This is a genomic window from Arthrobacter sp. AG1021 (assembly GCF_003633665.1).
GTDB classification, from domain to species: domain Bacteria; phylum Actinomycetota; class Actinomycetes; order Actinomycetales; family Micrococcaceae; genus Glutamicibacter; species Glutamicibacter soli.
This window is the reverse complement of sequence record NZ_RBLB01000007.1, coordinates 550,770-566,275: the sequence shown is the minus strand read 5'-3', so window position 1 is coordinate 566,275 and position 15,506 is coordinate 550,770. Positions and strand designations below refer to the sequence as shown.

The following is a 15,506-nucleotide window of genomic DNA, read 5'->3' as shown; positions in this document are numbered from 1 at the left end:
TACCCATGGCAAACGTTCGAGACCTGAGCATCAGCGAGCGGGCGGCCCTGAGCCCCCGCGAAGCGCGCGAGTACTTCCGCCAGGGACAGGTGGTGCCCACCGCGGGCTTCAGCGCCGGCTACGCGCAGGCGAACCTGATCATCGTGCCGCAGGCACTGGCCTTCGACGTGCTGCTTTTCGCCCAGCGCAACCCCAAGTCCTGCCCGATCCTCGGGGTCCTGGAAGCGGGGCAGGTGTCCAACGAGCTGCTGGCCGGTGGCGACATCCGCACGGACGTCCCCAAGTACGTGGTGTACGAGAACGGCGAAAAGGTCGCCGAGCCAACGGATCTTGCCGAGTACTGGCGCGAGGATCTGGTGACCTTCATCGTCGGGTGCTCCTTCACCTTCGAAGCGGCGCTTATCGAGGCAGGCATCTCCGTGGCCCACATCGAGCAGGACGTCAACGTGCCCATGTACAAGACGACGCGGCGCAGCGCCTCGGCAGGATCCATGTCCGGGCCCATGGTGGTTTCGATGCGGCCGATTCCGGCCTCGCAGGTTGCCGACGCGGTGCGCATCACTTCCCGCTACCCAGCGGTGCACGGGGCGCCGGTGCATATCGGCAACCCGGAGGAGCTGGGCATCACGGATCTTGGCAAACCGGACTTCGGCGACGCCGTGCAGATCCCGGAAGGCTGCATTCCGGTGTTCTGGGCCTGCGGCGTCACTCCGCAGGCGGCGGTCATGGAATCGCGCCCGGCTTTGGCCATCGGCCACGCGCCAGGGCACATGCTGATCACTGACGTGAAGGATACGTTCTACCAGGTGCCATAGGCTCCAAATACGCAGCAAAGCCGCAGGCGGCGCACCCCATTGGGGATGCGACGCCTGCGGCTTTGCGTTCTGTATCGATCAGTCGACCGGCGCGGCAGAGCGCTGGGCCGCGCGCAGCTTCTCGGCCACTTCGATGGCGTCATTGCTCGGCGCATCGGACTTGGCATCGGGGCGGGCGATGAACAGGTACAGCGCACCGGTTCCTGCCACCACTGCAAGCCCGATCAAGACGATCCAGTCGGCCAGGACATCGCCGCTGGAACCGGGGACCGCGAGCAGCACCATGGCGAAGAGGCCGTAGGCCAGGGCCAAGATGTTGACCAGCATGCCGGCGGCGCCCAGCGAGAACGGACCTGCAGGCTTCCAGCCGCGAAGCCGCTGGCGCAGGGCTGCCAGCACCACTGACTGGAAGGCGACGTAGATGCCCAGAATGGCGAAGCCGGTGATCTGGGTCAGCAGGGTCTCCGGCCCGAAGTAGATGAATACGCACAGCAGCAGCGGGATGCAGCAGGCCACGAGCAGGGCATTGGACGGCACCTTGTTGCGCGGGGAGACCTTTGCGAGCCAGCGGTGGCCCGGCAGCATGCCGTCACGGGCGAAGGAATAGATCAGCCGGGATGCGGCGGCTTGCAGCGAGAGCACGCAGGACAGGAACGCGGTCAACGCAACCACCAGGAAGATCTTGGCGCCCACGGCGCCCAGCGAAGCTTCCAGGATGGCCGGGATGGGGTCCACGTCTTCGCCGTTGACGATTTCCTGGAGGTTCGGGGCTGCCAGCACGTAGCCGGTGAACGAGATGAGTGCCGACACGCCGCCGACCAGGATGGTCATCATCATGGCCTTGGGGATGCGCCGGGCTGGGTTGCTGACCTCTTCGGCGACGTCGCCGCAGGCCTCGAAGCCGTAGAAGAGGAACAGGCCGGCCAGCGCCGCGCCCATGAAGGCCACGCCGTAGCTCCCGTCGCCCTCAACACCCATGGAGTCGAAGAAAACGCTGAACGGTTGCTCGCGCTTGAAGACCAGCAGGTAGAAGCCCACGGCGATCACGCCGATCAGCTCTGCGGCCAGGCCGATGCGGGCGATGCGCGCGAGCATCTTGGTGCCGGAGAAGTTCAGCAGCAGGGCGATGAGCAGCATGGCCGTGGCGAACCAGAAGGTGGTGGCCTCGGTCAGCTCGACATTGAAGGTGCTGGCCACGAACCCGGAGCCGAACTGGGCCACCGAGGTGATGGTGACGATCATGGCCCAGATGTAGATCCAGGCTGCCATCCAGGCATAGCGCTTGCCCCAGAGCCTGCGGGTCCACGGGTAGATGCCGCCGTGGATCGGGTACTGCGAAACCACCTCGCCGAAGACCAGCGAGACCAGGAACTGCCCCGCGGCCACGATGAGGATCCAGAAGACCGAAGGCGGACCACCGGTGGCCATGGCCAGGGCGAAGAGCGAATAGACGCCCACCAGCGGAGACAAATAGGTAAAGCCCAGGGCGAAGTTGGCCCAAAGGGACATTGAACGGTCAAAGGACTGTTCATAGCCCAGGACGGCCAGATGGTTCCCGTCTTGGAGATCGTGTTGTGAATTCATGCAATCCTCGTTGCGAGCGTACGCAGAAGCTGCGTGTGAAGTGTGACACACCGAGAATAGCACTTAAAGATTCTATATAGAAGGTTTAATTTTGGCTGCGCACCACCAACAGGCTCGTACCTGTCACCACGTCCGAATTTTCAAGGGATTCAGGGGCAATCAGGGCACCCAGGCCGTCCCGCGGATCAGAGGAAGTGATCACCCGGCCGTGCGCGGAGACCAGCGCGGCTGGCCCGTCCAAGCCCAGCAGCAGGCGTTGGAGCGCGGGTTCGACATCCCTGACCCGAAGATCCAAACCGACAATTCCTTCGGCGCTGCCGGTGACCGGAATAGTCAGCGTCAGCACGTAGTCGCAGATGCACAGGTGATCGACGAACGGACCGGTGATATGCCGGCGTCCCGAGGAGTGGGGGACCGAATACCATTCAAGGCTGCGGTAGTCGCGAACATAGTCCGCGTACTCGCGCTGCTCCAGCTGCAGCCGATTGATTTCGGAACCGGCAGCGAACAGCGGATTGTCCTGCATCGGTGCCAGCCACCATTCGAACCGCATCTGCCCGGCGCTTTCGCCAATGTAGCCGGCGCCGACGATGCCGTTGGCATCATCCAGAAGCCATGGGCGCACCAGATCCTGGACGGTGGCGCCCAAGTGCTCGGCAGGTAGTTGCGCGATCTGGGTGTGCAGCGCATCCAAACGTTTAAAATACCGCTCGAACCATTCTCCAAGCTCGGCTGCGACGGCCATCAGGCCACCTCCAGTTCTTGTTTGCGGCTGATGAGCCAGGTGGACAGCAGCGTGAATGATTCCTGGCATGCGGCGCGGCCTGGCGCCGCATCGCGTGATGCCAGGGCCTGCGCCATGGCTCGGTCCAGTTCTGCGATCCGTCCGGCGAGCGCTTCATCGCGCAGACCCAGCCACATGAGCTGCCCGTACTGCGCTTGGAAGCCGATTTGCTCGCGGACCAGCCGCGGGGACTGGGACAGCACGCACAGTTCCAGCAGGAATCCTCCGTGGTCGCGGGCGGCGTTGGCCGGGGTCGAGAAATCCGCGCGGTCGAGCCAGGCTTCCAGGGCTTTCGCTTCGGCCGAAGTGCACACGTGGGTGGCCCGGTCGAGCGCACCGCTGGTGATGACGTCGAGGTAGACCGCGGCATCGAGCAATTCGGTGCGCGAGATGCCGCGCAGCCTGGAGGTCATCAACTGCTGGGAGGCATTGGGGGCTTCGGCGCGGACGAAGGAACCGCCTTCGCGGCCGCGGCGGGTTTCCAGCAGACCATCCTTGCGCATGTCCGCCAAGGCTTCGCGTGCCGTCACCACGGCAACACCGAACTTCTTGGCCAGATCCGTTTCGGTGGGCAGGCGCTCGCCGGGAGCCAGCACACCCAGCAAGATGGCATCCGTGAGCCGCTGGGCGACCTGCGCGGTGCGGGTGTCGGAGCTCAAGGGAGCGAAGACCGCCGTCCGGGAGCCCTTGGCTGGTGATGTCTGCTCCGTCATCAGGCCGCCTGTCGCCCGGGGCGGAAGGCGGAGTGGCGCTGGCTGGTCCGCCTCGTGAGTGCGCTGCGCATCTGTCGACCTCTCTGACGCTGGAATGTATCGGCTGTCCTTCTCCTGGGAGGGGAAAATATCCAGCCCAGGTTTGATCATATCGACAAGCGCTGGACGCCGGATTGCCAGCTGTGCCGCTGGGGCGCGTGGAAGCGGCGTCATGAATCCGTCATTGCGCTGTGAATCATGACACACTGGCGTGAATGGTGGACGGTTGGTCGCCATCACTTCTTGAACGTGAAAGAAACATCGGTCCATGGCGCAACAGGCAAAATATTGGTTTCCCGCAGCACTGTGCCTGCTTCTGGTGGGATGGGGAGCCAACCAATACGTCGCGCTGCTGGTGCATTACCGGCAGGACCACGGCTTCTCGGAAGTGCTGGTGACCTCCTTGCTGGGCATCTACGTGCTGGGACTGGTACCGGCACTGCTGCTCGGCGGGCGCGCCTCTGACCTGCGTGGACGCAAACGCCTCACGATGATCGCGGTGCTGATCTCCATTGCCGCGAGCCTTGCCTTGATGCTCTCGCACCTCGGTCCCTTGCCGCTGTTCGCCGGCAGGCTGCTGGCCGGCACGGCGACCGGCCTGGGCATGGCGGCTGCAACAAGCTGGGTCAAGGAGCTCTCCCAAGCACCCTGGGATCCGAACTCGACGGCCGGATCCGGGGCCCGGCGTGCCTCGCTGCTGACCTCCACCGGATTCTGCCTGGGCCCGGTGGCCGGGGGAATGCTGGTGGCGTGGGCGCCGATGCCGGATGTCCTTCCCTACGCAACTCACATCCTGTTGTGCCTGCCGGTCCTGATCCTGCTGCGCAAGCTCCCCGAAACCAGGCAACGCCAACTCCCGCAAGCCACGGCACCCGGTACCCAGACCCGGCCAATACCGGGCGGTGCGGCGCAGCAGCGCGGCGGCAAACGGTTCTGGGCGGTCATCGCACCCGCCGCCCCGTGGGTGTTCGCGGCGGCGACCATGGGCTTCGTGGTGATTCCGGAGATGGTTCCCGCCATGGGCGGTGCGGCACGCCATACCTACACGACCGTGGCGGTGGCGCTGACCATGGGATGCGGTGTGCTGATCCAGCCGCTGGGACGCAGGGTCGATACCGTCAACAGCGCCCGCACCCTGCTGCTGGGCGTCGCAGTGGTGCTTGGCGGCATGCTGGCCATCATCGGTGCGATCCTGCTCAACAGCCCGGCGCTCGGCCTGGGCGCTTCGGTGCTGCTCGGTTGCGGCAATGGCCTGTTGATGGTGGGCGGGCTGCTTGAACTGCAGCGCGCCGCGGGCCCGGACGAGCTTGGCTTGCTGACGGGCTTCTTCTACACCTTTGCCTACGCCGGGTTCCTGGCGCCCACGGTGATTGCCCTGGTGGCCCAGTGGGTCTCCAGCCTGTGGATCATGGGCGCCGTAGTGCTCTTGTGCCTGCTGTCCCTTGCCGTGGTTGCCGTGAATTCACGCAAGCACCTGCCCCGTGCGCTGGAGCGCATCGACTCCGGGGCCGCGCTCGCGGCTCCCGAGAACGCCTGAACGTAATCGGTGCCGGCAGGGCTAGTTGTCGTCGGAGTCCATCCGCTCCTCCAGATGGGAGAGCAGCTCGGTTTCCGCGACGTCCAGGTAGTTGCGCAGCGCGGTCGCGGCCTGCTCGCGCTCGCCGTCGCGCAGCATCTCGACCAGCGACGCATTGAGCTCGACGTAGTGCGAGTGGAAGTCCGGGGCATCGCTCATGGCGTGGAAGACCAATCGCATCTGGGCCAGCACCCGGGTCATCAGCTCCTGCAGCTGGGCGCTGCCGCTGGCGCGCACAACCTCCTCGTGGAAGCGCTGGTTGGCGGTCGCCATCGCCTCGATCTTCCCGGAGGCCAGGGCGGTGCGGGCCTTCTTGATGATCCGTTCAAGGGCTGGCACGTTGAGCTTCGGGCCCCAGTGCAGCGCCGCGGGTTCGATCATGCGGCGTACCGCATAGATTTCCTTGACATCGTCCATGCCCGGGGAGGCGACAAACACCCCGCGGTTGGGGATACGCGTAATGATCAGCTCGTTGCCCAGCACGGTGAATGCCTCGCGCAGCGTGTTGCGCGAGACGCCCAGGGCCTGGGCCAGAGCCTGCTCGGAGAGCTTCGTTCCCGGGCGCAGCTGCCCCTCGGCGATTTTGGTGCGCAGCACCGAGGCAACCCAGGCGCCGGTATGGGCGTGGGTTGCCTCCTCGTCCAGCGGGAGAGCACGAATCAGGTCATTCACGAGCATGCTTCCAATCTAATTCACCCTGAAGGACGCAGTGCAAAGCGTTAAGCGATGCGCCCCATGTCTTCCCCGCGGGAAATCATGGTTCCCGGGGTCTGCGCGCCCCGGGTGAAGGTGCCGGAGGCGTGCGCGGTGACGTTGGATTCCATTTTCATGGCTTCCAGCACTGCCACGGTGTCGCCGGCGGCGACCGCGGCGCCGTCCTCGGCCACCCACTTGACCAGGTTCCCGTTCATCGGGGCGTTCAGAGTGGCTGCGCTGGCGGCGGCCTCGACGTTGTCCGCGGCGGCTTCCATGGCGGCCCCGTGCCCGCCATGGCGGATGGAATCCACCAGCGAGGCCGGCAGTCCGATGTTCATGGCCTTGCCCTCGATTTCGATGGTGAGGGTTTCTCGTTCGGCGCCCGGCTGGGCGGCGGCGATTTCCGGGCTGGACGCGAGGTCCTCGGCGAACTCCGCCTCGATCCACGTGGTGTAGACCCCGTAGGCGTCATCCCGGGTGAACTCGGCGTTGCGCACCACGGCGCGGTGGAAGGGAAGCACCGAGGGCACTCCGGTGATGACCATTTCATCCAGGGCCTGCTTCGCGCGGCGCAGCGCCTGGGCGCGGGTGGCGCCGGTGACGATCAGCTTGGCCATCAGCGAATCGTAGTAGGAGGGGACCACCGAGTTGGTGCGTACTCCCGAATCCACGCGGATGCCAGAGCCGGTCGGGGCTTCGAAGCCGGTGATGCGTCCGGGACCCGGCAGGAAGCCGCGCGCCGGGTCCTCGGCGTTGATGCGGAACTCGAAGCTGTGCCCGGTCGGGGCCGGATCCTCGGTGAAGGACAGCGGCTGCCCGGCGGCGATGCGCAGCTGCTCGGCGACCAGGTCCACGCCGGTGGTTTCCTCGGTGATCGGGTGCTCCACCTGCAGGCGGGTGTTGACCTCCAGGAAGGAGATCAGCCCGTCCGGGGCCACCAGGTATTCAACGGTTCCGGCGCCCACGTAGCCTGCCTCCAGGCAGATGGCCTTGGCCGAGGAGTGGATCGATGCGCGCTGCTCATCGGTGAGGAACGGGGCCGGGGCCTCCTCGACGAGCTTCTGGTGGCGGCGCTGCAGCGAGCAGTCGCGGGTGCCCACCACCACGGCGTTGCCGTGCGCATCGGCCAGCACCTGCGCCTCGACGTGGCGCGGCTTGTCCAGGAAGCGCTCGACGAAGCATTCGCCGCGGCCGAAGGCGGCGGTCGCCTCGCGCACCGCCGATTCGTAGGAGGCCTCGATGTCTTCCATCGCGCGGACCACCTTGATGCCGCGTCCGCCGCCGCCGAACGCGGCCTTGATGGCCACCGGCAGGCCGAACTGCTCGGCGAAGGCACGCACCTGCGCGGCGTCGGCCACCGGGCCGTCGGTGCCCGGTACCAGCGGGGCTCCGGCGCGCACCGCGATCTCGCGGGCGGTGACCTTGTTGCCCAAAGCCCGGATCGCTTCGGGGGACGGGCCGATCCAGGTCATGCCCGCATCGATGACCGCCTGGGCGAAGTCTGCATTTTCGGACAGGAAGCCGTAGCCCGGGTGCACCGCGTCGGCGCCGGCGTGGGTGCCGATTTCGATGATCTTGGCGATGTCCAAATAGGTGTCGGCGCTCTGCGAGCCATTCAGCGCGTAGGCCTCGTCGGCGCGGCGCACGTGCAGGGCGTCGGCATCCGGATCCGAGTAGATGGCCACCGAGACCAGCTGGGCGTCGGTGCAGGCACGGGCGATGCGGACGGCGATCTCGCCGCGGTTGGCGATCAGTACTTTTTTCATGCGCGGGATTCCTTCACGGGAGTGCGGGTGCCGGGGTGGGATGTCAGTTCAAAGCGGATCAGCGAGCCCGGGGGCAGCTGGGCGGCGGCGGGCAGGTCTTCGTCGATGACCGTGGCGATCACCGGGTAGCCGCCGGTGACCGGGTGGTCGGTCAGGAACAGCACCGGAAGACCGGAGGGCGGGACCTGCAGCGAGCCCAGGGCCACGCCCTCGGAAGGCAGCTCGCCCGCGCGCACCCGTTCCAGCGGCCGCGCGTCGTCCTGGCCCAATTCCAGCCGGACGCCCACGCGGTTCGAATCCGCGGAGGCCTTCCAGAGCTGGCCGGTCAGCCGGGCCAGTCCCTGGGCGCCGAACCAGTCCTCGCGCGGGCCGGGGGTGATGCGCAGCGTGAAGACGCCGTGCTCGTCGGGAACCGGCAGCGGCGAGGGCTCGGGGTTGCCCACCACCTGCAGGCCGGAGACTTCTCCGACCGGCAGCAGCTGCCCAGCACGCAGTGGCGCGGGGCCGATGCCAGACATCGAGTCGCTGGAGCGGGAGCCCAGCACCTGCGGGACGTCGAACCCGCCGCGCACGCCCAGGTAGCTGCGCAGTCCGGCGCCGTTCGGGGTGAGGGCGAGCAGCTCGCCGTCGAGCAGCGCGAAGGGCGTGTCCATGGGGATCTGCCGGAATTCGTGGAAGTCGTCGCCGTCCACCGGGGTGATGTTCACGGTGGCGCAGGCTCCGGAGACCGCGAGCACCGCATCCCCGCGGGCGCGCAGGGTGAGCGTGCCCATCAGGTTCTCGATGACGGCTGCGCCTGGCTGGTTGCCGACCAGGCGGTTGGCCTGGGCGGCGGAGATGGCATCGGCCCAGCCGGCGGTGCTGACTCCCAGATCGCCCAGGCCCGGACGGCCAGCGTCCTGGATCAGCGACTGCAGTCCCGGATCCAGGATCTCCAGCTGGGCGGCGGAGGACGCCGGGCGCTCGGTGTCTGGGGCCGGTTCGGCGGCGGGGGCGTCCGCCACGGTCAATGCGGCGCGGCTGGGGATGAACTGCACGCGGTCCTGCGGGCGGATCAGCGCGGGGTTCTCGCGCTCAAGGTCCCACAGCACTGCATCGGTGTGGCCGATCAGCTGCCAGCCGCCGGGGGACTGGCGGGGGTAGACGGCCGAGTACTCTCCGGCCAGCGCCACCGCGCCGGCGGGGACCGCCTTGCGCGGGGTGGCGCGGCGCGGCACGTTCAGCAGCTGGTTCTCGCCGCGCAGGTAGGCGAAGCCCGGGGCGAAGCCACCGAAGGCCGCCCGCCAGGTCTGCTGGGAATGGGCGTTGATGACCGCCTCGGGGCTCAGCGAGGTCAGCCGGGCCACCTCGGCCAGGTCTTCGCCGTCGTAATGGACGGGCACAGTGATCAGCGAACCGGTCGCGGCCGCGGAGGACCCCAGTTCCAGGGTGCGCACGGTCTTGGCGATGGCCTGCGCGTTGGCCGCGCAGTCGGCCTTGATGAACACGGTGCTCGCCGCGGCGAGTACGTCGAGCTGTCCGGGCAGCGGGCTGGTGCGCAGCAGGGCCGACAAGCCCAGCACTGAATCCAGGTCCGGGAGCTCTACCAGCACCGAGCGGCTGCCGGCCAGCCGGGCTTCGCGCTGGCTCATGCAAAGCTCTTAATGCTCACGCCGGCGGATTCCAAGCCTTCGCGGACCGCGGCGGCCATGGCCACGGCTCCGGCGGTGTCGCCGTGCAGGCAGATGCTTTCGGCGGGCATGGTGATGGTGCTGCCGTCCACTGCCTCCAAGGTGCCCTCGGTGGCCAGACGGATCATGTTCGCGGTGACTGCCGCCGGGTCGTGCAGCACGGCGTTGGCTTCGCGGCGCGAGACCAGGGTGCCGTCCGGGTTGTAGTTGCGGTCGGCAAAGGCTTCGGCCACCCCGCGCAGCCCTGCCTTCTCGGCCTTGGCCAGCGCCACGGATCCGGGCAGCAGCAGCACCGGCAGGTCTTCGCCGAAGGCCTTGATGGCGTCCACGACGGCCTGGGCGTGCACCTCGTGGTGCACGATCGTGTTGTAGAGCGCGCCGTGCGGCTTGACGTACTTGATCTCCCCGCCGGCCGAGCGGGCCAGAGCCTGCAGGGCGCCGAGCTGGTAGAGCACGTCGTCGGCCAGTTCCGTGGCCGAGCAGTCAACGAAGCGGCGGCCGAATCCGGCCAGGTCGCGATAGCCCACGTGCGCCCCGATGGTCACCGAGGCGGCGACCGCGTCCTTGCAGGTTTGGCGGATGGTGCTGGGGTCTCCGGCGTGGAATCCGCAGGCGACATTGGCCGAGGAGACGGAGGTGAAGATGGCGGCGTCGTCGCCCATGCTCCAGTTGCCGAAGGACTCGCCGACATCGGAATTCAGGTCTATGAATGGCATTGTGATCCCCGTCTCGATAAATGTGTTGCTTACAGAATGCACCAAAAACCAAGATTGTTCAACAATCTCTCGTCGTATGGCGCTGGGAGCACCAAGGCTGGAAAGAGCATGGGAATTAGCAGGCTTCATGGAAACGGCCTGCCCGAACCCATAGCGTGGCAAAGACCTTGCTGTTCACCGTATCGCGGAGCACCGCGCGGGACAGCCGAAGGCATTCCGAAAGAATTCCAGGACGAAGGAGCACGCAATGACGACCGAATCAGCACATCCCACCAATCCGGAAGCGGACCGCCGGGACAAGGCTCCGGGGCAGACCTCGAAGCACCTGACCACGAGCCAGGGATCCCCGTTGACGGATACCGACCACTCCTTGAAAGTGGGCGAGCGGGGACCGATCCTCCTTCAAGACCACCATTTGCGCGAGAAAATCATGCACTTCGACCATGAGCGCATCCCGGAGCGCGTGGTCCACGCCCGCGGCGCCGGCGCCCATGGAAAGTTCGTCAGCTACGGCAATGCCGCAGACTTCTGCGTTGCGGATTTCCTGAAGCCGAACAAGCAGACCGATGTCTTCGTGCGCTTCTCCACGGTAGCTGGCTCCCGCGGTTCGATGGACACGGCCCGCGACACCCGAGGCTTCGCCACGAAGTTCTACACCGAGGAAGGCGTTTTCGACCTCGTGGGGAACAACATCCCGGTCTTCTTCATCCAGGACGGAATCAAGTTCCCGGACATCGTCCACGCGGTGAAGCCCGAGCCGGATCGGGAAATTCCGCAGGCTCAGTCGGCGCACGATACCTTCTGGGATTTCGTCTCCCTGCACACCCCGGCGCAGGCCCACACCATGTGGAACATGAGCGACCGCGGGATTCCGCGGTCCTACCGCATGATGGAAGGCTTTGGCGTGCATACCTTCCGCATGATCGGACCGGGCGGCAAGGCCTCCCTGGTCAAGTTCCACTGGAAGCCGAAGCTCGGTGTCCACTCGCTGACATGGGAAGAAGCCCAGCTGGCCGCAGGAGCGGACCCGGACTTCCACCGCCGGGACCTGGCTGACGCGATTGATGCCGGCGCCTATCCGGAATGGGAGCTGGGCGTCCAGCTTTTCGAGGATGACGGCACCGCGACCTTCCAGGGCATCGACCTGCTCGATCCCACCAAGTTCGTCCCGGAAGAGCTGTGCCCGGTGCAGCTGATCGGCAAGATGGTGCTGGATCGCAATCCATCGAACTACTTCGCCGAAACCGAGCAGGTTGCCTTCCACCCGGGCCATCTGGTGCCGGGCATCGACATCACCGATGATCCCTTGTTGCAGGCGCGCCTGTTCTCCTACCTGGATACCCAGCTGACCCGTCTGGGCGGGCCGAACTTCGCCCAGATCCCGATCAACAGCCCGAAGAACCCGGTCAACGACATGTTCCGGGATGGCTATCACCAGCACAATATCCATGAGGGCATCGCGCCCTACAAGCCGAATTCGCTGGACGGCGGATGCCCGTTCATGGCGGAGCTGGCCAACGGCCAGGAATTCCCGGCCTTGGAGTACCCGCAGGAAACCGCGGGCACCAAGCAGCGCAGCGAACCGGTGAGCTTCTCGGACCATTACTCCCAGGCGCGGCTGTTCTACCGCAGCCTCAGCGCCCAGGAACGCGACCATATCAAGCAGGCCTACAGCTTTGAATTGGGCAAGTGCGCGGATAACACGATCCGCGAGCGCCAGGTCCAGTGCCTGGCGGAGATCGACGCGGACCTCGCCGCCGCGGTGGCCAGCGCGCTCGGGCTGCCGGCGCCTGCGCCGCAGCAGGACATCGAAGATCTGCCGTTGAGTCCGGCCCTCTCCCAGGTTGGCGGCACCTGGCCGGTGGACGGACGCCAGATCGGGATAGTCGTCGGCTTGCCGGGCTACCCGCAGGACAAGGAGCTGGCCGAGGCGATCCGCGCCAAGGGGATGACCCCGCTGATTGTCGCGCCCCATGGCGGGAAGACCGAGTCGGGGATGGAAGTGGACCGGACCTATTTCACTACCCGCTCGATCGAGTTCGACGCGCTGGTGCTTGCCGGCGCGCTGCCTCCGGCGGCCGATGCGCAGGTTCCCCTGGACACCAAGGCGGGAGCCGGCGTGGACGTGCCGCAGTCGGCGGATCCCCGCGTGGTCCTGCTGGTGCAGGAGGCCTACCGCCAGAGCAAGCCGATCCTGTGCTTGGATGAAGCGGCCTATGGCGCGGTGAACGCCGCCGGGCTGCCAAGCGGCGATCCGGGCGTGGAACTGGTTGACGCGGATTCACTGCCCGGGGTCTTGGAGGATCTGGTCTCCCGGCACCGCGTGTGGGGCAGGTTCCCGGCCGAGGGCTAACCAGTCCTGCTGCACAAGCCAGCGGGCCGGCAGGTACGAATCTCGTACCTGCCGGCCCGCTGTCCGTTGCGAAGAAGCGTGCAACTCCTACCGCTGGGTCGAGTCCTTCTTCTGCTCGTCGTCGTCTTCGTGGCCGAAAGGAATCGGAGACGAGGTCGGGGAATCCGGGACGGTGGTGTTCTTGCCCTGCGGATCAGGGGTCTTGTCTGGTGCGACGGTTTCGTCGTGGTTGTTGCCCATGTTCTCTCCCTTGTCTTCGGTAGCGTGCCGACCGCTCAAGCTGCTCGGCCTCCGCCTGGGTTTGGCAGATGACCTAACCCTAGCGAGCTGCGCTTCACGAGGCTCCCAACCTTGGCGGAGGCTGGGAAACTGCCCGAGGTCCTCCCTCGGAGGGATGCGGCTACCTGCCCGTGGGCGCGGTGCCGCGTCCGATGAACAGCGAGAGAACCACCGTTGCGCTGGCCAGCACCGCGCCGATGAGGAAGGCCATGTGCGCGCCGTCGAACAGGGCCTGGACGGCGCTGGTTCCGGAAGCCTCCTGCGCGGTGGACAGCAGGGTCAGGACGGTGACGAACAGCGTAGTGCCGATCGCGCCGCCCAGCTGCTGGCCGGTATTGAAGATCGCGGAGCCATGGCCGAACAGGCGCGGATCCACCGAAGCCATGGCCGAGGACATCAACCCGGTCATGAGCAGCGCGAATCCGATGGAGAAGACCACGTGCGCGGTGGCGAACAGCCACAGCGGGCTGTCGGCGCGCACGCCCACATAGAGCCACTGGCCCAGGGCCAGCATGGCGGTTCCCGGGATCAATACCGGGCGCGGGCCGAAGCGGTCGTAGACGCGCCCGAAGACCGGGGAGGCCACCGCCTGGGCCAGCCCGCCCGGCAGGAGCATCAGGCCGATGGTCAGCGAGTCCAGTCCCCGCCCGGATTCGAGGAGGATCGGCACAACCATGAGCGAACCGAGCAGCGTGCCGAAGGCGATCATGATCAGGATCATGGCTAGCCGGAAGTTGCGCGAGGCGAAGGGAGCGAGATTCAGCAGTTCGCGCCCCTCGCGCGCCAGCCCCCGCTGGCGGCGGATGAACAAGACCAGGGACAACGCGCCGATGGCGAAGCTGGCGATGGCCATGGCGGGGTTCTGCGAGGCATGCTCGATGCTTGAAATGCCGTAGACCAGCAGGCCGAAGGCCACCGCGGAAAGGAGCACGGACGCTGCGTCGACGCGGGTTTTCTGCGCGCTGGCGGGAACCTTGAAGAAGACGGCGCCGAGAATGAGGACCAGCACCGAGATCGGCAGCATCATGGCGAAGATGTAGTGCCAGCCCCACGCGTGGACCACCGCGCCGGAAACGGTGGGTCCCACGGCCGGTCCCACGCCGATGACCACGGAGTTCAGCCCCATGACCGTGCCGCGGCGCTGTGCCGGCACCAGCCGCAGCGTGGTGGTCATGAGCAGGGGCAGCACAATGGCCGTGCCCAACGCCTGGACCATGCGGGCGGCCAGGAGCAGCACGAAGCTGGGAGCCAGCGCCGCGACGGCGGTGCCGATGATGAAGCTGATGATGGCGAACATGAACAGCGAACGGTGGTTGAAGCGCTGCAGCAGGAAGCCGGTCGTCGGAATCACCACCGACAGGGTCAGCAGGAATCCGGTCGTCAGCCACTGCCCCGTGGCAGCTGAAATCTGCAGGTCGTTCATGATGCCGGGCAGCGCCACGGTCAGCACCGTCTCGTTGAGGATCATCATGAAGGCGGCCAGCGCCAGGGCCGCGATGATCCCGGTCACCTGCCGGGTGGACAGCTGGGGGCCGGCCGGCGGCGCGCCCTGGGCGGTTTGGATGTGTTCGGTGGACACGGTTACCTCGTTCTTGAAGGGAAGACTCAAAAATTCTGTCATAGTCTGACACATTTAAGGGATGAATCTGTCAGAGTGTGACAGGAAATATGCTTGGATACCCGGGATACCATGGCGACAGGCAACCGAACGCGAGGAGTGCACGGTGGGAATCCGAGACGAACGCAAAGCCGCGACCCTGCAGGGCATCCGGTCCGCGGCCTTGGACATTTTGGAAGAGCAGGGCTTCGACGCGGTGACGGTGGGGCGCATCGCCAAGCGTGCCGGAATTTCCGAACGGACCTTTTTCCGTTACGTTCCCTCCAGGGAAGCGGCCATGCTGCCTGCCGAGCGCGGACTGTTTGAAGCGGTGGAGGGCTGCGACATCCCCGACGGCGCGGATGGGGCAAGCATTCTGCGCCTGCTGCTGGCCGCCTTCCGGAGCATGCTGCTGGAAGAAGTCCAGGGCAATGAATTCCGCCGTGTTTCGCGGCTGATGGTGGCCGAGCCGCGGTTGCTGCTGGTGGCCACGCGGCAGGAGCAGGAGCTGGTGGCCGCGGTTTCCGATTACCTGACCGGACGCGGGCTGCTCGCGGCCATGCCCGCGCTGCTGATCGGCGAAATGCTCGCAACCTGCTGGCGCGTGACCTGGCAGTGCTTCGGCCTGGCCGAGCGGTCCGGCGAATCCGCGGAGCCTGCCGGCATCTTCGATGAGGTGGCGGCATCGCTCGGCGTGCTGACGGCGCAGCTGGCCGAATAGCGAACATGGCGCTTGAGTTATCGACGATTAACTTAAATGTGACGAACTGCTCGTAGCCCCTCCCGCCCGGCGATTGGGCGAATTTTAGGGCTCTTTCGGCGTATTTTCCGGGACTGGAAAGTGTGGCGCGGAGCAAAATCGGGTAGATTTGGAACGTTGAGTTCAGGGCGGATAACCCCGCTTCCGCACGACGTTCA

The 15,506-nt window shown here is 66.3% G+C and carries 13 protein-coding genes; 4 read left to right on the top strand and 9 right to left on the bottom strand.

Annotated features, from left to right (window positions below):
* Positions 1–5 precede the first annotated feature (5 nt).
* Positions 6–815, top strand: coding sequence for a putative hydro-lyase (locus DFO58_RS08025; RefSeq protein ID WP_120990107.1), 810 nt, complete (start codon positions 6–8; stop codon positions 813–815).
* Positions 816–893: 78 nt separating this feature from the next.
* On the opposite strand, the gene DFO58_RS08020 is transcribed toward DFO58_RS08025, so the two are convergent.
* The 3 genes from DFO58_RS08020 to DFO58_RS08010 form a co-directional block, all read right to left on the bottom strand.
* On the bottom strand, positions 894–2,399 hold the full coding sequence (locus DFO58_RS08020; RefSeq protein ID WP_113606851.1) for an amino acid permease: 1,506 nt from the start codon (positions 2,397–2,399) through the stop codon (positions 894–896).
* Positions 2,400–2,484: 85 nt separating this feature from the next.
* On the bottom strand, positions 2,485–3,144 hold the full coding sequence (locus DFO58_RS08015; protein WP_052772252.1) for a cache domain-containing protein: 660 nt from the start codon (positions 3,142–3,144) through the stop codon (positions 2,485–2,487).
* Positions 3,144–3,896 (bottom strand): GntR family transcriptional regulator, encoded by a 753-nt coding sequence (locus tag DFO58_RS08010; RefSeq protein ID WP_053797429.1) that lies wholly within the window; start codon positions 3,894–3,896, stop codon positions 3,144–3,146. The genes DFO58_RS08015 and DFO58_RS08010 overlap by 1 nt, the downstream gene beginning before the upstream one ends.
* Positions 3,897–4,203: 307 nt before the next feature.
* On the opposite strand from DFO58_RS08010, the gene DFO58_RS08005 reads away from it, so the two are divergent.
* A complete protein-coding gene (locus DFO58_RS08005) occupies positions 4,204–5,472 on the top strand; it encodes an MFS transporter (RefSeq protein WP_120990103.1) in 1,269 nt (422 codons plus the stop codon).
* Between the two features lie 21 nt (positions 5,473–5,493).
* On the opposite strand, the gene DFO58_RS08000 is transcribed toward DFO58_RS08005, so the two are convergent.
* Genes DFO58_RS08000 through DFO58_RS07985 form a run of 4 tightly spaced genes read right to left on the bottom strand, consistent with a single transcriptional unit; the run spans position 5,494 to position 10,359 of the window.
* Complete coding sequence (locus DFO58_RS08000; protein ID WP_120990101.1) at positions 5,494–6,189, bottom strand: GntR family transcriptional regulator; 696 nt, start codon at positions 6,187–6,189, stop codon at positions 5,494–5,496.
* Positions 6,190–6,230: 41 nt separating this feature from the next.
* On the bottom strand, positions 6,231–7,973 hold the full coding sequence (locus tag DFO58_RS07995) for a biotin carboxylase N-terminal domain-containing protein (protein ID WP_120990099.1): 1,743 nt from the start codon (positions 7,971–7,973) through the stop codon (positions 6,231–6,233).
* The gene (locus DFO58_RS07990) at positions 7,970–9,604 is read right to left on the bottom strand and encodes a carboxyltransferase domain-containing protein (protein WP_120990097.1); all 1,635 of its coding nucleotides are present in this window, start codon (positions 9,602–9,604) and stop codon (positions 7,970–7,972) included. The genes DFO58_RS07995 and DFO58_RS07990 overlap by 4 nt, the downstream gene beginning before the upstream one ends.
* Positions 9,601–10,359 (bottom strand): 5-oxoprolinase subunit PxpA, encoded by a 759-nt coding sequence (locus tag DFO58_RS07985; RefSeq protein ID WP_047118348.1) that lies wholly within the window; start codon positions 10,357–10,359, stop codon positions 9,601–9,603. Before DFO58_RS07985 ends, DFO58_RS07990 begins: the two co-directional genes overlap by 4 nt.
* A 247-nt stretch (positions 10,360–10,606) precedes the next feature.
* On the opposite strand from DFO58_RS07985, the gene DFO58_RS07980 reads away from it, so the two are divergent.
* Positions 10,607–12,712: a catalase gene (locus tag DFO58_RS07980; RefSeq protein ID WP_120990095.1), complete on the top strand. Its 2,106-nt coding sequence runs from the start codon at positions 10,607–10,609 to the stop codon at positions 12,710–12,712.
* Positions 12,713–12,799: 87 nt separating this feature from the next.
* Here the strand turns inward: DFO58_RS07980 and DFO58_RS18205 are convergent, their stop codons facing one another.
* The gene (locus DFO58_RS18205; protein WP_147407228.1) at positions 12,800–12,991 is read right to left on the bottom strand and encodes a hypothetical protein; all 192 of its coding nucleotides are present in this window, start codon (positions 12,989–12,991) and stop codon (positions 12,800–12,802) included.
* 121 nt (positions 12,992–13,112) lie between these two features.
* Positions 13,113–14,570 (bottom strand): MDR family MFS transporter, encoded by a 1,458-nt coding sequence (locus DFO58_RS07975; RefSeq protein WP_286163522.1) that lies wholly within the window; start codon positions 14,568–14,570, stop codon positions 13,113–13,115.
* Between the two features lie 145 nt (positions 14,571–14,715).
* Between DFO58_RS07975 and DFO58_RS07970 the strand changes: the two genes are divergently transcribed.
* Positions 14,716–15,309 (top strand): TetR family transcriptional regulator, encoded by a 594-nt coding sequence (locus DFO58_RS07970; protein WP_183043137.1) that lies wholly within the window; start codon positions 14,716–14,718, stop codon positions 15,307–15,309.
* The last annotated feature ends 197 nt before the right edge of the window (positions 15,310–15,506 follow it).